Source organism: Salmonella sp. 741265073_HBA (genome assembly GCF_046569105.1).
Lineage (GTDB): Bacteria > Pseudomonadota > Gammaproteobacteria > Enterobacterales > Enterobacteriaceae > Salmonella > Salmonella enterica.
Genome location: NZ_JBKFRY010000016.1, coordinates 14,678 through 34,619, shown reverse-complemented (window position 1 = coordinate 34,619; position 19,942 = coordinate 14,678). Strand labels below are relative to the sequence as shown.

Annotated in this window: 17 protein-coding genes; 8 read left to right on the top strand and 9 right to left on the bottom strand. The window is 52.3% G+C overall.

Annotated elements, in window-relative coordinates:
- The first annotated feature begins 12 nt into the window (after positions 1 to 12).
- Together ACLD3P_RS18770 and mgsA are read left to right on the top strand one after the other, a co-directional pair.
- Positions 13 to 675: a DUF2057 family protein gene (locus ACLD3P_RS18770; RefSeq protein WP_000847736.1), complete on the top strand. Its 663-nt coding sequence runs from the start codon at positions 13 to 15 to the stop codon at positions 673 to 675.
- A 94-nt stretch (positions 676 to 769) separates the two neighbouring features.
- On the top strand, positions 770 to 1,228 hold the full coding sequence (gene mgsA / locus ACLD3P_RS18765; protein WP_000424187.1) for a methylglyoxal synthase: 459 nt from the start codon (positions 770 to 772) through the stop codon (positions 1,226 to 1,228).
- Positions 1,229 to 1,263: 35 nt separating this feature from the next.
- Here the strand turns inward: mgsA and helD are convergent, their stop codons facing one another.
- Complete coding sequence (gene helD, locus ACLD3P_RS18760; protein ID WP_411006564.1) at positions 1,264 to 3,318, bottom strand: DNA helicase IV; 2,055 nt, start codon at positions 3,316 to 3,318, stop codon at positions 1,264 to 1,266.
- A gap of 123 nt (positions 3,319 to 3,441) precedes the next feature.
- Between helD and ACLD3P_RS18755 the strand changes: the two genes are divergently transcribed.
- Positions 3,442 to 3,888, top strand: coding sequence for a YccF domain-containing protein (locus ACLD3P_RS18755; RefSeq protein WP_001261222.1), 447 nt, complete (start codon positions 3,442 to 3,444; stop codon positions 3,886 to 3,888).
- 18 nt (positions 3,889 to 3,906) lie between these two features.
- Positions 3,907 to 6,060 (top strand): YccS family putative transporter, encoded by a 2,154-nt coding sequence (yccS, locus tag ACLD3P_RS18750; protein ID WP_000950879.1) that lies wholly within the window; start codon positions 3,907 to 3,909, stop codon positions 6,058 to 6,060.
- On the opposite strand, the gene ACLD3P_RS18745 is transcribed toward yccS, so the two are convergent.
- Positions 6,047 to 6,652 (bottom strand): TfoX/Sxy family DNA transformation protein, encoded by a 606-nt coding sequence (locus ACLD3P_RS18745; protein WP_001202375.1) that lies wholly within the window; start codon positions 6,650 to 6,652, stop codon positions 6,047 to 6,049. The two genes, yccS and ACLD3P_RS18745, sit on opposite strands and share 14 nt — an antisense overlap.
- Positions 6,653 to 6,868: 216 nt before the next feature.
- Here ACLD3P_RS18745 and sulA point away from each other — a divergent pair, with 216 nt between their 5' ends.
- Together sulA and ompA are read left to right on the top strand one after the other, a co-directional pair.
- A complete protein-coding gene (sulA, locus tag ACLD3P_RS18740) occupies positions 6,869 to 7,378 on the top strand; it encodes an SOS-induced cell division inhibitor SulA (protein ID WP_000288730.1) in 510 nt (169 codons plus the stop codon).
- A 356-nt stretch (positions 7,379 to 7,734) separates the two neighbouring features.
- Complete coding sequence (ompA, locus tag ACLD3P_RS18735) at positions 7,735 to 8,787, top strand: porin OmpA (protein ID WP_001562588.1); 1,053 nt, start codon at positions 7,735 to 7,737, stop codon at positions 8,785 to 8,787.
- A 71-nt stretch (positions 8,788 to 8,858) separates the two neighbouring features.
- Here the strand turns inward: ompA and matP are convergent, their stop codons facing one another.
- Entirely contained in the window at positions 8,859 to 9,311 is a 453-nt protein-coding gene (gene matP / locus ACLD3P_RS18730) for a macrodomain Ter protein MatP (RefSeq protein WP_000877172.1), read from the bottom strand.
- A 185-nt stretch (positions 9,312 to 9,496) separates the two neighbouring features.
- On the opposite strand from matP, the gene ACLD3P_RS18725 reads away from it, so the two are divergent.
- Positions 9,497 to 11,257 carry a Lon protease family protein gene (locus ACLD3P_RS18725; protein WP_000156458.1) on the top strand — a complete coding sequence of 587 codons (1,761 nt, stop codon included), beginning with the start codon at positions 9,497 to 9,499 and terminating at the stop codon, positions 11,255 to 11,257.
- Between the two features lie 68 nt (positions 11,258 to 11,325).
- Positions 11,326 to 11,844 (top strand): bifunctional 3-hydroxydecanoyl-ACP dehydratase/trans-2-decenoyl-ACP isomerase, encoded by a 519-nt coding sequence (fabA, locus tag ACLD3P_RS18720; protein WP_000227928.1) that lies wholly within the window; start codon positions 11,326 to 11,328, stop codon positions 11,842 to 11,844.
- A gap of 100 nt (positions 11,845 to 11,944) precedes the next feature.
- Here the strand turns inward: fabA and rmf are convergent, their stop codons facing one another.
- The 6 genes from rmf to rlmKL form a co-directional block, all read right to left on the bottom strand.
- On the bottom strand, positions 11,945 to 12,112 hold the full coding sequence (gene rmf / locus ACLD3P_RS18715) for a ribosome modulation factor (protein WP_001537784.1): 168 nt from the start codon (positions 12,110 to 12,112) through the stop codon (positions 11,945 to 11,947).
- Between the two features lie 256 nt (positions 12,113 to 12,368).
- A complete protein-coding gene (gene pqiC / locus ACLD3P_RS18710; RefSeq protein ID WP_000759136.1) occupies positions 12,369 to 12,932 on the bottom strand; it encodes a membrane integrity-associated transporter subunit PqiC in 564 nt (187 codons plus the stop codon).
- Positions 12,929 to 14,569 (bottom strand): intermembrane transport protein PqiB, encoded by a 1,641-nt coding sequence (gene pqiB, locus ACLD3P_RS18705; protein ID WP_039520520.1) that lies wholly within the window; start codon positions 14,567 to 14,569, stop codon positions 12,929 to 12,931. The genes pqiC and pqiB overlap by 4 nt, the downstream gene beginning before the upstream one ends.
- 4 nt (positions 14,570 to 14,573) lie before the next feature.
- Positions 14,574 to 15,827, bottom strand: coding sequence for a membrane integrity-associated transporter subunit PqiA (gene pqiA, locus ACLD3P_RS18700; RefSeq protein WP_000333143.1), 1,254 nt, complete (start codon positions 15,825 to 15,827; stop codon positions 14,574 to 14,576).
- A 14-nt stretch (positions 15,828 to 15,841) separates the two neighbouring features.
- Positions 15,842 to 17,749 carry an ABC transporter ATP-binding protein gene (locus ACLD3P_RS18695; RefSeq protein ID WP_000053043.1) on the bottom strand — a complete coding sequence of 636 codons (1,908 nt, stop codon included), beginning with the start codon at positions 17,747 to 17,749 and terminating at the stop codon, positions 15,842 to 15,844.
- Between the two features lie 12 nt (positions 17,750 to 17,761).
- Positions 17,762 to 19,870, bottom strand: a complete 2,109-nt coding sequence (gene rlmKL / locus ACLD3P_RS18690; protein WP_411006722.1) for a bifunctional 23S rRNA (guanine(2069)-N(7))-methyltransferase RlmK/23S rRNA (guanine(2445)-N(2))-methyltransferase RlmL — start codon at positions 19,868 to 19,870, stop codon at positions 17,762 to 17,764.
- Between the last annotated feature and the right edge of the window lie 72 nt (positions 19,871 to 19,942).

The window sequence follows — 19,942 nt, the reverse complement described above, 5'->3', positions numbered from 1 at the left end:
CAGGAGAACCTTATGAAAACCGGCGCGCTAACCACCTTCCTTGCTCTCTGTTTGCCGGTGACTGTTTTTGCCACAACGCTCCGTTTGTCTAATGAGGTTGATCTGCTGGTGCTGGACGGCAAAAAGGTGTCCAGCTCTTTATTACGCGGCGCAGAGAGCATCGAACTGGAAAACGGGCCGCATCAACTCGTTTTCCGGGTGGAAAAAACCATCCGCCTGTCCGGTAATGAAGAGCGGCTTTATATTTCTCCGCCGCTGGTGATAAGTTTCGATACCCAACTGATAAGTCAGGTCAATTTCCAGCTCCCGCGGCTGGAAAACGAGCGCGAAGCCTCGCATTTTAACGCGGCGCCGCGTCTGGCGCTTTTGGACGGCGACGCCATGCCCATTCCGGTAAAACTCGATATTCTGGCCATTACTTCTACGGCTAAAGTGGTCGATTATGAAATAGAGACCGAGCGTTATAATAAATCGGCGAAACGCGCCTCGCTTCCTCAGTTCGCCACGATGATGGCAGACGACAGCACATTACTTTCCGACGTCTCAGAGCTTGATACCGTACCGCCGCAATCACAAACTCTGACAGAACAGCGGCTGAAATATTGGTTCCGACTGGCCGACCCGCAGACACGCCATCATTTTCTGCAATGGGCGGAAAAACAGCCGCCCTCTTGATATGAGTTGCCCCAGCGCGCAATTTTTTTGTCTTTCTCTTGCAGCATCAAGCGCTTCCAGTAATCTGTAGACAGGTTAACTACGGAATCGAATTATGGAACTGACGACTCGCACCTTGCCGACGCGCAAACATATCGCGTTGGTTGCTCACGACCACTGCAAACAGATGTTAATGAACTGGGTGGAACGCCATCAGCCGTTGCTGGAAAAACACGTTCTTTATGCAACCGGCACCACGGGGAATCTGATCCAGCGCGCAACCGGTATGGACGTTAATGCGATGCTGAGCGGCCCGATGGGCGGCGACCAGCAGGTTGGCGCGCTCATTTCAGAAGGGAAAATCGACGTGTTGATTTTCTTCTGGGACCCGCTTAACGCGGTACCGCACGACCCCGATGTCAAAGCGCTACTGCGTCTGGCCACCGTATGGAATATCCCTGTCGCCACTAACGTCTCAACGGCGGACTTTATCATCCAGTCCCCGCATTTTAATGACGCTGTAGATATTCTTATTCCGGATTATGCGCGTTATCTGGCCGAGCGCCTGAAATAACCGCTACGCGGGCGGGATGCTGTACCGCCCGCGCTTTAGGGCTTCCTCGCCACCGGCACATCCAGCTGTTTAAGCGCCTCCACAAAGCGCGAGGGATTATCTTTATTAAAAAGCAGCCAGACCCGCGCACGCGCGCGCGTCAACGCCACATATAACAACCGCCGCTCTTCAGCGTCCGGAAAATCCTCAACCTGAGGAAGAAGCGCACTTTCCATAATGGACTCTCGCGCCGGGGCGGGGAAACCGTCGTTACCCTCCTGCAATCCGACAAGAATCACGTAATCGGCCTGTTGGCCTTTGCTGGCATGGATAGTCATGAAATCTATCTGTAACTTTGGCCAGCGAGTCGCCGCTTTTTGTAGACTCGCGGGTTTCAGATGGTGATAGCGCGCCAGCACCAGGATACGTTCATCCTCCTTCGCATAGCCGGATAATTTATCCAGTAACGCGTCCAACTGGCTTTCATCCAATAACGTCACCGCTTTTTTATCGCCTGGGGTCAGACTATTTAACGGTTTTTTAAGCTGGTGCGGATTCTGCTGTACAAAGCGATTGGCAATATCGCCAATCCGACTGTTAAAACGGTACGTGGTGTCCAGGTGGCAATGCTCGCCCTCGCCGAACGTCTGATGAAACGCCGTCGTTAAGGAGAGCTGCGCCCCGCTAAAACGGTAAATCGCCTGCCAGTCATCGCCCACGGCAAACAGCGTAGTCTGGCTATTCTGCTTGCGTAGCGCCTCTAACAGCGCCGCCCGTTGCGGGGAAATATCCTGAAATTCATCGACCAGAATATGCTTCCACGGGCTGATAAAACGCCCTTTTTCGAGAATCACCATTGCCTGATGGATCAGCCCGGAGAAATCAACGGCATTTTCCGCTTTCAACGCGCTTTTCCAGGCCTTTAGCAGCGGCGCCATCAGCTTAATGCGTTTGCCAAACAGCTCGCGGCACTCCTCTGGCGCGCCAGCGATCATTTCTGCCTGCGCGCCGCCGTACATACGCATCAAACTGACCCAACGATCCAGGCGAGGGGCCAGACGCCGCTGCAATGTCTCATCGTCCCAGAAATTACCTTCCGGCACCGCCCACTGCATCTCCTCTTCCAGCCACTGACGCCAGCCTTTGGCCTGCGCTTTTTTCTCGCTACACTGCTGACGCCAGGTGTGCAGAAATAGCTGATGCCGCGCGGTGGCGTCACTTTCCAGCTTACTGACAACCGGCGCTTTTTTACTGCCTTGCTGAATAATATACAGCGCCAGCGAATGGAACGTACGAGCAGTAATCTCTTCCGTATGTAAGCGCTCGCGGATACGCTCATCCATCTCCTCTGCCGCCTTGCGACCAAACGCCAGTAAAAGAATTTGCCCCGCATCGGCTTGTCCGCGCGCCAACAACCAACCCGCGCGCGCCACCAGCACCGAGGTCTTGCCGCTTCCCGCGCCCGCCAGTACCAGTAACGATGATTCGCCGTTAACCACCGCCCTGGCCTGGGAAGGATTAAGCGGAGAGGATTCTATCTGCGTAAAAAAGTCGGCATGCGCTTCCAGCATGGCATCAGCATACGCCTGATTATGCTGCTGCCGACTTCCCTCGCTATCCTGTAACCATGCCAGACACTTACGCCATATCTCGCGACAGTGAGCAAACTCCTCCAGACGTGAGACCGGCAGCGGCAAGGCGGCAAACGTCTGGCGAATTTCATGTTCCAGCCCCCGAACGCGTTCACGGGTAAGCCATTGGTTTTCGCCCGTTCGCTCACTAATACGCGCCCATTGCTCCTGTAATGCCTGCGCGGCGACATCACTCATCTCCTGGCTCCAGCGACGCCAGTGCGCGTCCAGATAGCGATGGAATTGCTGGGTTTCCGACCACTCGGTACCGTGCAAACGCACGACTTTATCCTCCGGGAGGACAAACTCCAGCTCGCCCCATACCAGCCCACGTTTGCAGTGAATCGCCAATAACTGATTGAATGGAATAAGATATTCATGCCTGTCGCCAGACACTTTCACCCCAGCGTTGAGGATCACGGCACGATCATACGGGTGTTGCGCCAGACGTTTTCCAAGAGAAGTTGCTTTCAGTTCCATGACTCAGCGAATCCAGACGTAAAGATGTGCTTATCAGTGTAACCGCCAGAGAAAACGTGCTCCAGTCTAAAAAAACGTTACAATTGCCCGCAGTGATAGAAAACCGGAATGAACTGAGGGTTTATGCGTACCGTTCTGAATATTTTAAACTTTGTACTGGGCGGCTTTGCCACTACGCTGGCCTGGCTGCTGGCGACGCTGGTCAGTATTGTGCTTATTTTTACCCTGCCGCTGACCCGCTCCTGCTGGGAGATAACCAAACTGTCCCTGTTCCCTTACGGTAATGAAGCCATTCACGTTGACGAACTTAATCCGGCGGCGAAAAGCGTATTAATGAATACTGGCGGTACCTTGCTGAATATTTTCTGGTTACTTTTTTTCGGCTGGTGGCTATGCCTGATGCACATTGCCTCCGGTATCGCGCAGTGTGTCACTATCATCGGGATACCTGTCGGTATTGCGAACTTTAAAATTGCCGCGATTGCGCTTTGGCCTGTCGGTCGCCGCGTCGTCTCTGTAGAAACCGCTCGCGCCGCGCGAGAAGCTAACGCGCGCCGCCGTTTTGAATGATCGGGACAAATAGCCTTTATGTTAAGTCCGTTGATTCGCCGTTATACCTGGAACAGTACCTGGCTGTATTACATCCGCATTTTTATCGCTCTGTGCGGCACCACTGCCCTGCCCTGGTGGCTGGGCGACGTCAAACTTACCATCCCGCTCACGCTCGGTATGGTTGCCGCGGCGCTAACCGATCTCGACGACCGCCTTGCCGGACGCTTGCGTAATTTAATCATTACCTTAATTTGCTTTTTTATCGCATCGGCTTCTGTGGAGCTGCTCTTTCCCTGGCCGTGGCTATTTGCGTTGGGCTTAACGTTATCCACCAGCGGATTTATTCTGTTGGGAGGATTAGGGCAACGCTATGCCACCATCGCGTTCGGCGCGTTACTCATTGCCATCTATACGATGCTGGGTACCTCTTTATACGATCACTGGTATCAGCAACCTCTACTCCTGCTGGCAGGCGCAGTATGGTATAACCTACTGACGCTAACCGGGCATCTGCTATTTCCGATCCGTCCGTTGCAGGATAATCTGGCACGCAGTTACGAACAGTTAGCGCACTATCTGGAACTGAAATCACGTCTGTTTGATCCTGATATTGAAGATGAAAGCCAGGCGCCGCTCTATGATTTAGCGTTAGCGAACGGGCAGTTAATGGCGACGCTGAACCAAACGAAAGTGTCGTTGTTGACTCGCCTGCGCGGCGATCGCGGTCAACGCGGTACGCGCCGCACCCTCCATTACTATTTTGTGGCGCAGGATATTCATGAACGCGCCAGTTCTTCGCATATTCAATACCAGACGCTGCGCGATTATTTTCGCCATAGCGACGTCATGTTCCGCTTTCAGCGTCTGATGTCGATGCAGGCGCAGGCCTGTACGCAGCTGGCGCGCTGTATCTTACTGCGTACGCCGTACCAGCATGATCCGCGTTTTGAACGCGCCTTTACCCACATTGACGCCGCGCTTGAACGTATGCGCGCCAGCGGCGCTTCTTTAGAGCTGTTAAATACGCTTGGGTTCTTATTAACCAACCTACGCGCCATTGATGCGCAACTGGCGACGATCGAGTCGGAGCAGGCCCAGGCAATGCCGCGCAATGAGTCAGAAAACCAGTTGGCTGATGATAGCCTGCACGGGTTTAGCGACATCTGGCTGCGTCTGAGCCGTAATTTTACCCCGGAGTCCGCTCTCTTTCGCCATGCGGTACGCATGTCGCTGGTATTGTGCATCGGTTATGCTCTCATCCAAATTACCGGGATGCGCCACGGGTACTGGATATTGCTCACCAGCCTGTTCGTTTGTCAGCCTAACTATAACGCGACCCGCCATCGCCTTGCGCTCCGGATTATCGGTACGTTGGTAGGCGTTGCTATCGGCCTGCCGATTTTATGGTTTGTCCCTTCGCTTGAAGGACAGTTAGTTCTGCTGGTGATTACCGGCGTGCTTTTCTTCGCATTCCGTAATGTACAGTATGCCCATGCGACGATGTTCATCACCTTGCTGGTATTACTCTGCTTTAACCTCCTGGGCGAAGGCTTTGAGGTAGCGTTACCGCGCGTCGTCGACACGTTAATTGGCTGCGCTATCGCCTGGGCTGCGGTCAGCTTTATTTGGCCGGACTGGCGCTTTCGCAACCTTCCCCGGGTACTCCAGCGCGCCACCGATGCTAATTGCCGCTACCTTGATGCGATCCTTGAGCAATATCACCAGGGACGGGATAACCGCCTGGCCTATCGCATTGCCAGACGCGACGCGCACAACCGCGATGCAGAACTGGCATCCGTGGTTTCTAATATGTCGAGCGAACCCGACGTCACGGCTGAAACCCGGGAGGCGGCGTTCAGGCTGCTTTGCCTCAATCACACTTTTACCAGCTATATCTCCGCCCTCGGCGCGCACCGCGAAAAGCTCAGTAATCCGGACGTGTTGGGGCTTCTGGATGACGCGGTCTGCTACGTTGATGATGCGCTTCATCATCAACCTGAAGACGAACAGCGCGTACACCAGGCGCTGGAGGGTTTAAAGCAGCGAGTTCAGTCGCTGGAAACACGTCCGGACAGCAAAGAACCGCTGGTTGTTCAACAAATTGGTTTGCTCATTGCCTTACTGCCCGAGATTGGACGCTTGCAACGGCAAATTTCACCGCCGACTTCTACATTAATTACCCAGCCGTAAGCGAATGAGCCCAGTCGGCAAGCTCCTGGCGACGACTCGCCGGGAGCGCCGCTTCATGTACGCCGACAATTGCGCCTTCCAGGGCATACAAAACTTTCACCGTCAGCAAGGGATTGCTTTGTCGCAACCTTAGCCAGCACATTTTCGCGCCCAGTATGCGTAACATATTTTCGTCCTTTATCCCTGACTCATTGAGCAATGTTTCCAGATGGAAGGTCATATTGGGGAGATCTTTGAGCCTGTGTTGTAAAATACGGCTGTGTTTTTCCTTCATTGCCGCGTCAAGCGAATACTTCGATAAACGTACCAGCTGCTGCTGATCGCGCCACAGGCTTTCATCCACCCGGTAATAGTTGAGCATAACGGGACGTCCACACTTCATAAACATGAGCCAGGCGGGAGGATGCTTCACACAGTAGGGTACGCTTTCTTCACAGGCGCGGAGATAAAGCTCGCCATTAGCCACCATCGCAAAGACGGTATCCTCCACGGTCAGACTATAGCTACCGAATAAAGATCGATACTGGATCGTCCCCAAAGAGGCCAAATATTCTTGCGATTTATAGATCCTGTCATAAGAGAGTGCTCTCATAAAATTCCTTTTAAATCATAAAGTAAAAGAATGATTTGCAGTAACGGATCCGTTAATGACGAAAATAGGCAACTTATACTCCGCGAGCAAGATGATTTTTATTTTTGACGCCACTAAGAATAAAAATTGCGAGACAGTTTCCGAAAATAGAGTTGATCTTTCATCGCCACAGGGGTACTGTATGAATATACAGTGACTCACAGGGCTGGATTGATTATGTACACTTCAGGTTATGCAAATCGTTCTTCGTCATTTCCTACCACTACCCACAACGCTGCGCGCACCGCTACGGAAAATGCCGCGGCAGGACTGGTCAGTGAAGTTGTCTACCACGAAGACCAGCCCATGATGGCGCAACTCCTGCTTTTGCCTTTACTCCGTCAGTTAGGCCAACAATCACGCTGGCAGCTCTGGCTCACGCCGCAGCAAAAGCTCAGCCGTGAATGGGTACAGTCTTCAGGTTTGCCATTAACGAAAGTGATGCAAATTAGCCAGCTTGCGCCTCGTCATACGCTGGAGTCGATGATCCGCGCTTTGCGTACAGGAAATTACAGCGTGGTAATTGGTTGGTTGACTGAAGAACTGACAGAAGAAGAACATGCCAGCCTGGTTGAAGCAGCGAAGGTAGGTAATGCGGTAGGGTTTATCATGCGCCCTGTACGTGCGCACGCTTTACCCAGGAGACAACATTCCGGGCTAAAAATTCACTCTAATTTGTATCATTAAGTAAAATTAGGATTTATCCTGGACTTTTTTTTACGCGAACGCATCTCCTTTGAGTGGTAACGTTTTTTTTGCGAGAAAGCTTGCCAGAAGCGGTTTCCGCAATTTTTGCTGTACGATTTATCATCTGAAACTGTTAAATGATGTGTATATCCAGCATGTTTTTTTCACATGTCTGACGGAGTTCACACTTGTAAGTTTCCAACTACGTTGTAGACTTTACATCGCCAGGGGTGCTCAGCATAAGCCGTAGATATCGGTAGAGTAACTATTGAGCAGATCCCCCGGTGAAGGATTTAACCGTGTTATCTCGTTGGAGATATTCATGGCGTATTTTGGATGATAACGAGGCGCAAAAAATGAAAAAGACAGCTATCGCGATTGCAGTGGCACTGGCTGGTTTCGCTACCGTAGCGCAGGCCGCTCCGAAAGATAACACCTGGTACGCTGGTGCTAAACTGGGCTGGTCTCAGTACCATGACACCGGCTTCATTAACAATGATGGCCCGACTCATGAAAACCAACTGGGCGCAGGTGCTTTTGGTGGTTACCAGGTTAACCCGTACGTTGGCTTTGAAATGGGCTACGACTGGTTAGGCCGTATGCCGTACAAAGGCGACAACATCAATGGCGCTTATAAAGCTCAGGGCGTTCAGTTGACCGCTAAACTGGGTTATCCAATCACTGACGATCTGGACGTTTATACCCGTCTGGGTGGTATGGTATGGCGTGCAGACACCAAGTCTAACGTCCCTGGCGGCGCGTCTACTAAAGACCACGACACCGGCGTTTCCCCGGTATTCGCGGGCGGTATCGAGTATGCCATCACCCCTGAAATCGCAACCCGTCTGGAATACCAGTGGACTAACAACATCGGTGATGCCAACACCATCGGCACCCGTCCGGACAACGGCCTGCTGAGCGTAGGTGTTTCCTACCGTTTCGGCCAGCAAGAAGCTGCTCCGGTAGTAGCTCCGGCACCGGCTCCGGCTCCGGAAGTACAGACCAAGCACTTCACTCTGAAGTCTGACGTACTGTTCAACTTCAACAAAGCAACTCTGAAACCAGAAGGCCAGCAGGCTCTGGATCAGCTGTACAGCCAGCTGAGCAACCTGGATCCGAAAGACGGTTCCGTCGTCGTTCTGGGCTTCACTGACCGTATCGGTTCTGACGCTTACAACCAGGGTCTGTCCGAGAAACGTGCTCAGTCTGTTGTTGATTACCTGATCTCCAAAGGTATTCCGTCTGACAAAATCTCCGCACGTGGTATGGGCGAATCTAACCCGGTTACCGGCAACACCTGTGACAACGTGAAACCTCGCGCTGCCCTGATCGATTGCCTGGCTCCGGATCGTCGCGTAGAGATCGAAGTTAAAGGCGTTAAAGACGTGGTAACTCAGCCGCAGGCTTAAGTTTCCGTCTGATAAAAAACCCCGCGTCGCGGGGTTTTTTGCTCTGGTCTGGGTGACAACGCCTTTCAGCGTTACTTCTTGCCTAATAACGCCTGTAAATCCTGCTTTAACGTGGTCATTTGCGTGGCATATTTCTCTTTATGCTCCGCGTCTTCTATCAGTTGCACAATCGTTTCGGATAATGTTTTACCGCGTCGCTGCGCAAGGCCCGCCAGACGCTGCCAGACCATAAACTCTAAATCGATAGATTTTTTGCGCGTATGCTGATGTTCCGCATTGAAGTGTCGTTTGCGTCTTGCCCGAATGGTTTGTTTCATCCGATTAAGCAAGGCAGGATTCATATGCCTGTCTATCCAGACATTTACCCGCACCGGTTCATTTTCGAGGGCCAACAACAAATTGACGGCTTCCTGGGCAGCACTGGCTTCCACGTAGCGGGTGATCAACTCCCCTTCGCGGTGCTTTTTCACCAGATATTTCCATTTCCAACCGCTTTCAAGATTTTCAAGTTGTTGATATTTCATTGTGATCCCAATGTTACCGTGTAACTGTTATCAGAATATCAGTTTTTTAGCCATCTGAAGAAAAGAATCTCGAACCTGTGAATGGTTACACGTCTTCATATTACTTTGCATTCGCTTTCCGCGTGTGCAGCGTGACGGGTTAGGCTATAATCCCCCCTTTTACAACAGACTAAAAAACCTCAACTTTGACCATTACGAAACTTGCATGGCGTGATCTGGTTCCGGATAGCGAAAGCTATCAGGAGATATTTGCACAGCCACACGCGACTGACGAAAACGACACCTTACTCAGTGATACTCAGCCACGACTGCAATTTGCGCTTGAGCAGCTTATTCAGCCGTGGAGTTCATCCTCTTTTATGCTGACTAAAGCGCCTGAAGAGCAAGAGTATCTCACTTTACTTTCAGATGCCGTCCGCGCTCTGCAAACCGATGCCGGACAATTAACCGGCGGACATTATGACGTTTCCGGGCATACTGTTCATTACCGCGCCGCGCAGAATGCGCAAGACAACTTTGCCACCGTCACACAAGTCGTCAGCGCGGACTGGGTCGAAGCCGAACAGCTCTTTGGTTGCCTGCGGCAGTATAACGGCGACATTACCCTGCAGCCGGGACTGGTTCATCAGGCGAACGGCGGCGTGCTGATTATTTCCTTACGAACCCTTCTGGCGCAGCCGTTGCTATGGATGCGTCTGAAAGCCATCGTTAGCCGCGAGCGTTTTGACTGGGTGGCGTTTGACGAGTCGCGTCCATTACCGGTCTCCGTGCCATCAATGCCGCTCAAACTGAAGGTGATTCTGGTTGGCGAACGTGAATCACTGGCTGATTTTCAGGAAATGGAACCGGAGCTCGCGGAACAGGCTATCTACAGTGAATTTGAAGACAATTTACAGATAGCGGACGCAGAAGCTATGACCCTATGGTGTCAATGGGTGACGCGTATCGCTTTACGCGATAATTTGCCCCCTCCGGCACCAGACGCCTGGCCCGTCCTGATACGCGAGGCTGTGCGCTATACCGGCGAACAGGATACGCTGCCTCTTTGCCCACTGTGGATAGCCCGCCAGTTTAAGGAGGCATCGCCTTTATGCGAAGGCGATACCTGCGGCGCAGAAGCGCTCAGTCTGATGCTTGCCCGACGCGAATGGCGAGAAGGCTTTCTGGCGGAACGGATGCAGGATGAGATTCTGCAAGAGCAGATCCTGATTGAAACCGAAGGCGAACGTGTTGGACAAATCAATGCGCTTTCCGTCATTGAGTTTCCCGGACATCCACGCGCCTTTGGCGAACCGTCGCGAATTAGCTGTGTTGTGCATATCGGCGATGGCGAATTTAACGATATTGAGCGCAAGGCCGAACTTGGCGGAAATATCCACGCTAAGGGAATGATGATTATGCAGGCCTTCCTGATGTCGGAGTTGCAGCTGGAGCAACAAATTCCCTTCTCTGCCTCGTTAACCTTTGAGCAGTCCTACAGCGAAGTGGATGGCGATAGCGCCTCTATGGCGGAATTATGTGCGCTCATCAGCGCGCTGGCCAATGTGCCAGTGAATCAAAACATTGCGATTACCGGCTCGGTCGATCAGTTTGGTCGCGCTCAACCGGTGGGTGGGCTAAACGAAAAAATTGAAGGTTTCTTCGCCATCTGCGAGCAGCGGGAATTAAACGGTAAACAGGGCGTGATTATCCCTGCCGCCAATGTCCGCCATCTCAGTCTTAAATCTGAACTGCTGCAAGCGGTTAAAGAAGAGAAGTTCACTATCTGGGCGGTAGACGACGTGACCGACGCCTTACCGCTACTGTTAAATCTGGTGTGGGATGGCGAAGGTCAAACGACGTTGATGCAGACTATCCAGGAGCGTATCGCGCAGGCGACGCAACAGGAAGGCCGTCATCGTTTCCCGTGGCCGTTACGTTGGCTGAACGCTTTTATTCCGAACTGATCGGACTTGTTCAGCGTACACGTGTTAGCTATCCTGCGTGCTTCAATAAAATAAGGTTTACATAAAACATGGTAGATAAACGCGAATCCTATACAAAAGAAGACCTTCTTGCCTCTGGTCGTGGTGAACTGTTTGGCGCTAAAGGGCCGCAACTCCCTGCACCGAACATGCTGATGATGGACCGCGTCGTTAAGATGACCGAAACGGGCGGCAATTTCGACAAAGGCTATGTCGAAGCCGAGCTGGATATCAATCCGGACCTATGGTTCTTCGGATGCCACTTTATCGGCGATCCGGTGATGCCCGGTTGTCTGGGTCTGGATGCTATGTGGCAATTGGTGGGATTCTACCTGGGCTGGTTGGGCGGCGAAGGCAAAGGCCGCGCTCTGGGCGTGGGCGAAGTGAAATTTACCGGCCAGGTTCTGCCGACAGCCAGGAAAGTCACCTATCGCATTCATTTCAAACGTATCGTAAACCGTCGCCTGATCATGGGCCTGGCGGACGGTGAGGTTCTGGTGGATGGTCGTCTGATCTATACCGCACACGATTTGAAAGTCGGTTTGTTCCAGGATACTTCCGCGTTCTAAGTGTTGAATTGATATTCCGCGCTATCGGTATCATGCTTGCAAAGCCAATAAAGGCGAAACCTCCGCACTGCGGAGGTTTCTTTTTTCTAAAGAGACAGAATCAGGCCATTACCGCCCTGTCCTCCATGGCTTGTCGCCAACCTCCCAACCAGTATGACCGTTGATTCAGCGTCTGATAGGGACACATTTCTTTTGATCGTCCGGCGATGCCGGCCTGATATCCACGTTGATGTGCCCGTTCCAGGCGATCTCGTTTTTGTCTCTTCATGCCTCGTTTCCCTCATATTTGTATCTGGTGGAAAAGAAAACAGTGATTACAAAATGTGCAATCACACTACACGAATACCTCTAAATGGATCGCCCGTCAATGCGCAAAATTCACACCAATGTCATATTTGTGAGCTATACGGTAAATCATTTGTACAAAAAATGTGAGCCATAACAACTATTTTTCCGGCGTCAAAAATAAAAAAAACCGCCTCAGGCGCACGACCTGAAGCGGTTAAATTTACATTACTTTTATCTCAGGGAAGGCGCTTTATCTCATCTGCGATAGCGGCTGCTTCCTGACTCCATGCGCTTGCCAGTACTTTGACCATCTCATCATAGCCATCTTTCTGCTGGCTGGCTTCGATATGGAAAGGCCGCTTAATCAGTTGTCCGTTGTGGTTTAATAGCCACTCCCCGCTGACGATAACCTTACCATCGTAACGTCCATGGAATCCGGTTACGGTAACGTTCAACGTATCCTGGGTGGTTCCCAACGGCTGGGAAGCGACGACCCAGCCAGGAAGCCGGGCGCTAAGATTCGCCACCAGCGTGTTACGTAATTGCTGGTCCAGCGGGCTGGCCCACAGATTGTTATTGGCAATCACATACTGGACATCACTGGTTTGATACACCACGCCGTTACCTGCCAGATAGTCAGGTACGGAAACCTGCTCTACCCATAAGAGACGGTTGCCCTGGCTTGCGGTGCTTTGCACACCGCTTTGCGCTATCGGGAGCTGATAATAGCTTTTATTCTCTCCGCCGGAGCTACATGACGCCAGCCAGAACGCCATTATCACGACTAGCCATTTTTTCATTGTTTCGCCCTCTTAGGCTCAGGATCTTTTTTATCCTTCGCTTCAAATACCAGCGCGTTGCTCTTCTCGTTCAGAGTTTTCAACACCGGTTGTAACTCACGAAGCACCTGATCGAGACGCTGCATATCCGCCACCATTTTGTTATACGCCGCCGATCCAGGCTGGAAGCCTTGCATACTGCGGTTAAGTTCGCGTAACGTCGTTTGCATATCCGCCGGAAGCTGCTGCATCGACTGACTGGAGGTAATCTTGTTCATATTATCCAGCGTGGTTTGCAGCCGACGCATAGTACGCTGGCTTTCAGACAGCGTATTGGTCGCTTGTTCAATCATCGGATTCAGCGGCAGGTTGTTGATCTTATCCAACGTTTCCACCAGTCGCTGTTGAATTTGCGCCAGGCCGCTGCTGACGGTGGGAATAATTTCATAACCATCAAATTCGCGTAGCCCGGTGATCGGCGGCTCCTTAGGATAAAAGTCCAGATCGACATACAGCGCCCCGGTCACCAGGTTACCGGTTTTAAGCGAAGCGCGTAAACCGCGCTTAAGCAGTTCCGTCAAATGCGCGGCAACATCCGCATTTTCTCCCAGTTGCGCTTTCAGACGCTCCGGTTCAATGCGCACCAGCACAGGAATACGGTAATCATCGTTAAATACCTGGCGCATTTTAGACGCAAAGAAAGGCACTTTGCTTACCGTCCCCAGACGAATACCGCGGAACTCCAGCGGCGCGCCGGGTTGTAATCCGCGCACCGAATCTTTAAAGAACATCAGGTAATCGATATGATCGGTGTACAGCGAATCCTGAATACTTTTTTGATCGTCGTAGAGATTAAACGCCGTTTTTTCGGCGACGGGTTGCCCCTGCTCAAGTCCTTCCGGCACATCAAAACTCACGCCGCCGCCAAACAACGTCGTCAACGATCCCATTTCCACGCGCATTCCCGCCGATGTCAGATCCACAGCGATACCGCTATCTTTCCAGAATCGGACATTACTGGTGACCAATCGATCGTTTGGCGCCTTAATGAACAACTGATAACTCATTGTCCGTTTTTGCGGATCGAAAGAGCTGGTTTCAACGGATCCTACCCGATAGCCCCGGAACAGAACGGGATCGCCAGGACTGAGCTGACCGGCCTTTTTGCTGTCCAGAATCACACGAATACCTTTGGCATCGGGCGGCGCCAACGGCGGTGAGTCAAGAAGCTGATAGCTTTCCGGCTGACTACCCTTACTTCCTGGTTGTAGTTCAATATACGCGCCTGATAACAACGTCCCAAGCCCGCTAATGCCTTCACGCCCCACCTGCGGTTTTACGACCCAAAATACCGAGTCTTTATGCAGCAACTTCTCCATACCGGAATGAAGCCGCGCTTTGATTTGTACATGGGTCAGATCGTCAGTCAGCGTCGCGCTTTCAACCACGCCGACATCCACGCTGCGACTTTTGATCGTCGTTTTTCCGCCTTCAATGCCTTCCGCATTGGTGGTAATTAAGGTAACTTCCGGTCCCTGGTGGCTGTAGTGATAAAACAGAATCCAGGCTCCGATAAGCGCAGTAACAATCGGGAATATCCAGACAGGCGACCAATTTTTCACCTTTTGTACTTTGGCTTCCCCTTTTTTAGGTTCCATGCTATCAGGACTCCTCATGGCCTGGTTCGTATTCACGATCCCACGACAGACGCGGGTCAAAGGTCATCGCAGAAAACATTGTCATTATGACGACTAAAGCAAACATCAACGCACCCATCGCAGGATAAATATTCATTAACCCTCCCATACGCACCAGCGCAGAGAGTACGGCAATGACAAAGACATCAATCATTGACCAGCGCCCCACAAACTCCACTACTTCATAAATAAAATGCATCCGTTCACTGTCGCGCTTACCGTGGCCTTTCGCATCCCAACAAAGCCAGGCAATAGCGATCATTTTTAGCGTCGGCACCATAATACTGGCGAGAAAGATAACCGCCGCCACCGGATAAGACCCCTCGCTCCACAGCAAAATCACGCCAGCCAGAATGGTCGACGGCATTTTAGAGCCCAGTAAGTCGGTAATCATAATCGGCAAAATATTGGCGGGCAGATAAAGCATGATCGAGGTAAATAATAACGCCAGCGTCCACTGCAAACTGTTTTTACGCCGGACATAGCCTTTCGTATGGCAACGCGGACAGACGAGACTCTCCGCAGGCAGGATCGCCGTGCAGCAGGCGCAAGAACGCAAAGACTGCCGGATACCGGTAATCCCCGGCGTTAACGGCTGCGCCAGTGCAGGCTGCGGGGCGATATCATCCCACAGCCAGCGGCGATCGACACACTGGAACGCCCGCAGTTGAACGAGACAAAATAAGCACCAGGGAATAAAACTGCTGCCGATGCCGATATCGCCGTAGGCCATCAGCTTAACAAAACTGACCAACACCCCGGCGAGAAATATTTCCGCCATTCCCCACGATTTGAGGAGGAAAAAGATCCTTGCCAGCGTTTTTTTTACCGACAACGGCAGATTGGCGCGGTTGACAAGTAATAGAATGGTCACCAGGCAAAATGCCGGCACCAGTTGGACAAATAATAAAAAGAACGTGCCGAGGCTGGCGTAATCTTCAGAAAACATGACGCCGGGGATTTCCAGAAGCGTGACTTCGCTGGTGACGCCCGCGACATTCATATTCACGAAGGGAAAAAGGTTAGAAAGCAGCAACATAAATAGTGCCGCTAACGCATAGGCGGTAGGACGCTGCCGGGGCGCGTCCCACTCGGTCGTTAACGTTGCGCCGCATCGTGGACATGCTGCTTTTTGCCCATGCGAGAGGCGGGGTAAAGCCACCAGCATGTCGCATTGCGGGCACAATATGTGCTTCGCAGCATGGTGATGTTCACACATAGGCGCTCCTTTCGTTATGCCCCGTTTTTCAGGCCTTCAAGATACTCCCAACGTTCGAAGGCTTGCTCAAGTTCTTGCTCCGCCTGACTTAAATCGGCCAGAACTTTTTGCGTTTGCTCATGGGGTTGGCTAAAAAAGGCCGCATCCGCAACCTGCGCCTGTAGCGCTTCCAGCTTCGCTTCCAGGTCTTCAAGCTGACCGGGTAACAGCTCCAGCTCGCGCTGCAGTTTATAGCTTAGTTTGCTACTGCCACGTTTTACAATTTCTGCTTTAGGGGCAATAACTTCCTCATTTTTTTTCGCCATCGGCTGTTTCGTCGCCAGATGCTGCTCTTGCTGCGCACGCGCATCATGGTAGCCGCCGATATAACGTCCGATTTTGCCGCCGCCCTCGAAAATCCAGCATTCCGTCACGGTATTATCGACAAATTGCCGATCGTGGCTGACCAGTAGTACCGTGCCCTGATAGCCATCAATTAATTCTTCTAATAGTTCCAGCGTTTCGACGTCAAGATCGTTCGTTGGTTCATCGAGAATTAAAAGATTGCTCGGCTTGAGGAACAGTCGCGCCAGCAGCAGACGGTTACGTTCGCCGCCGGAAAGCGCGCGAACGGGCGTCATCGCCCGTTTGGGATGAAACAGGAAGTCCTGCAAATAGCCCAGTACATGGCGCGGCTTACCGTTTACCATCACCTCTTGCTTGCCTTCCGCAAGGTTATCCATCACGGTTTTTTCCGGATCCAGTTCGGCGCGATGCTGATCGAAGTAGGCGACTTCCAGCTTCGTTCCTACGTGGATGCGCCCGCTGTCAGCCTGAAGCTGTCCCAGCATCAGTTTCAGTAGCGTGGTTTTACCGCAGCCGTTCGGGCCAATTAACGCAATCTTGTCGCCGCGCTGCACCTGAGCGGAGAAATCTTTTACCAGTTGTTTTCCTTCTACCTGGTAATCGACATTCTCCATCTCAAAAACGATTTTACCGGAGCGCGTCGCCTCTTCGACCTGCATCTTCGCCGTGCCCATCACTTCCCGGCGCTCGCTGCGTTCACGACGCATCGCTTTTAACGCCCGCACGCGCCCTTCATTACGGGTGCGGCGCGCCTTGATACCCTGGCGAATCCAGACTTCTTCCTGCGCCAGTTTGCGATCAAATTCCGCGTTTTGTAATTCTTCTACGCGCAGCGCTTCTTCTTTCTCCAGCAGGTATTGATCGTAATTTCCCGGATAGGTGACCAGTTTGCCACGATCGAGATCGACAATGCGGGTTGCCATATTGCGAATAAACGAACGATCGTGAGAGATAAAAATAATCGTTCCGTTAAAGGTTTTCAGAAACCCTTCCAGCCAGTCGATAGTTTCGATATCCAGATGGTTAGTCGGTTCATCCAGTAACAATACGCGCGGATTGCTGACCAGCGCCCGACCCAGCGCGGCTTTACGCAGCCAGCCGCCGGAGAGCGACGACAGCGCGGCGTTAGGATCGAGTCCAAGCTGCGCCAGCACTTCATTAATACGGTTTTCCAGCTGCCACAGATTATGATGATCGAGCTGTTCCTGTACGCGCGCCATTTCATTGAGGTTTTTCTCGCTGGGATCGGTCATCACCAGACGGGAAATCTCATGATAACGCTTGAGGTATTCCGCTTGTTCTTCGATACCTTCGGCGACAAAGTCATAGACGCTGCCCGCAATATTACGGGGCGGGTCCTGTTGCAGACGCGCGACGATCAGATCCTGCTCATAAATAATACGCCCATCGTCCAGACCCTGTTCGCGGTTAAGAATCTTCATCAAGGTGGATTTCCCGGCGCCGTTACGCCCCACCAGACAGACGCGTTCGTTATCTTCGATATGCAACTCTGCGTTATCGAGAAGCGGCGCGTCGCTGAACGACAGCCATGCGCCATGCATACTGATTAATGACATTTACTTTTCCTTTCAGGCGGCGCGGATCAGCCAGCAGTTATGAATCTGACGGTTACGGGCAAAATCCGGGGAAAGCGTTTTTTGCGTAATTTCTTGTGCGGTAAGCCCCAGCTCAGCCAACCCTTCCAGATCCATACGGAATCCGCGCTTATTATTTGAGAACATGATGGTGCCGCCTTTACGCAGCAGGCGTTTTAAATCTTTCATTAACGCGACATGATCGCGCTGAACATCAAACGACTCTTCCATACGTTTTGAGTTAGAGAACGTCGGCGGATCGATAAAGATCAAATCGAACTGTTCATTCGCCTCGCGCAGCCAGCCCAGGCAGTCGGCCTGAATCAGGCGATGCGCGCGGCCGCTCAGTCCGTTCAGACGCAAATTACGTTCGGCCCACTCCAGATAGGTACGGGACATATCCACCGTTGTGGTGCTGCGCGCGCCGCCCAGACCCGCATGTACGCTGGCGCTGCCGGTATAAGAAAAGAGATTCAGGAAATCTTTGCCTTTGCTCATTTCTCCCAGCATTCTGCGGGCAATACGGTGATCGAGGAACAGACCGGTGTCGAGATAATCCGTCAGATTTACCCATAAGCGCGCATTATATTCGCTGACCTCAAGGAACTCGCCCTTCTCGCTCATTTTCTGATACTGGTTTTTTCCTTTTTGCCGTTCACGGGTTTTTAACACCAGTTTATTCGGCGGAATACCGAGCACTGACAAAGTTGCCGCAATAATATCGAACAGACGTTGCCGCGCTTTTTGCGCATCCACCGTTTTCGGCGGCGCATATTCCTGAATCACCGCCCAGTCGCCGTAACGGTCTACCGCCACGTTATATTCCGGCAGGTCGGCATCATACAAGCGATAGCATTCAATCCCTTCCTGGCGCGCCCATTTCTCCAGCTTTTTAAGATTTTTACGCAGGCGATTAGCGTAATCTTCCGCCACCGTCGCCGGTTTACTGTCCGCCGCGGTTTCCGCAATATGATAGTTTTTCTGCACACAGTCCAGCGGGCCATTCTTGGCTTTAAACTGTTTGTCGGCACGTAATTGCAGGCTGCCCAGCAGATCGGGCGAAGCGCTGAACAGCGACAGGTTCCAGCCGCCAAACTGATTTTTCATGGTACGGCCCAGCAGGCTGTGCAACGCAATCAGCGCCGGTTCGCTGTCCAGACGTTCGCCGTAAGGCGGGTTACTGATCACCGTACCATACGGGCCTTTCGGCAATGGATTACTCAGTTGCGCCACATCTTTCACTTCAAAGGTGATAAGCTCCCCGATACCGGCGCGACGGGCGTTGCTGCGCGCCCGCTCAATGACGCGCGCATCGCTGTCGGAACCGTAGAAATGAGAGGAATACTCCGCCAGCCCCTTACGCGCCCGGGTCTGCGCTTCGGCTTTCACTTCCTGCCAGATAGTCTCGTCATGCTGCGCCCAGCCGCTAAATCCCCAGTGACCACGGTGCAGTCCCGGCGCGCGATCGGTCGCCCACATCGCGGCCTCAATCAACAGTGTCCCCGAACCACACATAGGGTCGAGCAGCGGCGTACCGGGTTGCCAGCCGGAACGCATAACAATCGCTGCCGCCAGCGTCTCTTTAATTGGCGCCAGCCCGGTGCGATCGCGATAACCGCGCAGGTGCAGGCCATCACCACTGAGATCCAGCGCAATGCTGGCAGTTTCTTTATTCAGCCAGACGTTAATACGGAGGTCCGGCGATTCGCGGTCCACATTTGGACGCGGAAGATTTTTCCGCGTAAACGCATCGACAATCGCGTCTTTAACTTTCATCGCGCCATACTGACTATTACGGATGGTGTCGTTCAGGCCGCTGAAATGCACCGCAAACGTCGCGCCAGGATTAAAAATCTCTGTCCAGTTTATCGCCTGAACGCCGAGGTAAAGATCGAGATCGCTGTAGACCTTGCACTCACCCATCGGCAGGATAATACGCGAGGCCAGGCGGCTCCACATCAGGCTCTGGTAAATAAGCCGCGTGTCGCCCTGAAAATGGACCCCACCCTGAACAACCTGACACCCTACGGCGCCCAGTTTTTCCAGTTCAGTTTTTAACAGCTCTTCCAGCCCGCGGGCCGTACTGGCAAACAGAGAATTCATATTGTCACTTTTACGCTAAGAAAATTGTTGCGCATTATAGCTAATCTCACGCCCATGTCATAAAGTTGAAGG

What these genes read in the sequence shown, in the direction of transcription:
- matP (WP_000877172.1), bottom strand. Translation starts at nt 9,311, where the DNA reads ATGAAATATCAACAACTTGAAAATCTTGAAAGCGGTTGGAAATGGAAA.
- mgsA (WP_000424187.1), top strand. Translation starts at nt 770, where the DNA reads ATGGAACTGACGACTCGCACCTTGCCGACGCGCAAACATATCGCGTTG.
- pqiA (WP_000333143.1), bottom strand. Translation starts at nt 15,827, where the DNA reads ATGTGTGAACATCACCATGCTGCGAAGCACATATTGTGCCCGCAATGC.
- rmf (WP_001537784.1), bottom strand. Translation starts at nt 12,112, where the DNA reads ATGAAGAGACAAAAACGAGATCGCCTGGAACGGGCACATCAACGTGGA.
- fabA (WP_000227928.1), top strand. Translation starts at nt 11,326, where the DNA reads ATGGTAGATAAACGCGAATCCTATACAAAAGAAGACCTTCTTGCCTCT.
- ACLD3P_RS18755 (WP_001261222.1), top strand. Translation starts at nt 3,442, where the DNA reads ATGCGTACCGTTCTGAATATTTTAAACTTTGTACTGGGCGGCTTTGCC.
- pqiC (WP_000759136.1), bottom strand. Translation starts at nt 12,932, where the DNA reads ATGAAAAAATGGCTAGTCGTGATAATGGCGTTCTGGCTGGCGTCATGT.
- helD (WP_411006564.1), bottom strand. Translation starts at nt 3,318, where the DNA reads ATGGAACTGAAAGCAACTTCTCTTGGAAAACGTCTGGCGCAACACCCG.
- ACLD3P_RS18695 (WP_000053043.1), bottom strand. Translation starts at nt 17,749, where the DNA reads ATGTCATTAATCAGTATGCATGGCGCATGGCTGTCGTTCAGCGACGCG.
- sulA (WP_000288730.1), top strand. Translation starts at nt 6,869, where the DNA reads ATGTACACTTCAGGTTATGCAAATCGTTCTTCGTCATTTCCTACCACT.
- rlmKL (WP_411006722.1), bottom strand. Translation starts at nt 19,870, where the DNA reads ATGAATTCTCTGTTTGCCAGTACGGCCCGCGGGCTGGAAGAGCTGTTA.
- pqiB (WP_039520520.1), bottom strand. Translation starts at nt 14,569, where the DNA reads ATGGAACCTAAAAAAGGGGAAGCCAAAGTACAAAAGGTGAAAAATTGG.
- ACLD3P_RS18770 (WP_000847736.1), top strand. Translation starts at nt 13, where the DNA reads ATGAAAACCGGCGCGCTAACCACCTTCCTTGCTCTCTGTTTGCCGGTG.
- ACLD3P_RS18745 (WP_001202375.1), bottom strand. Translation starts at nt 6,652, where the DNA reads ATGAGAGCACTCTCTTATGACAGGATCTATAAATCGCAAGAATATTTG.
- yccS (WP_000950879.1), top strand. Translation starts at nt 3,907, where the DNA reads ATGTTAAGTCCGTTGATTCGCCGTTATACCTGGAACAGTACCTGGCTG.
- ompA (WP_001562588.1), top strand. Translation starts at nt 7,735, where the DNA reads ATGAAAAAGACAGCTATCGCGATTGCAGTGGCACTGGCTGGTTTCGCT.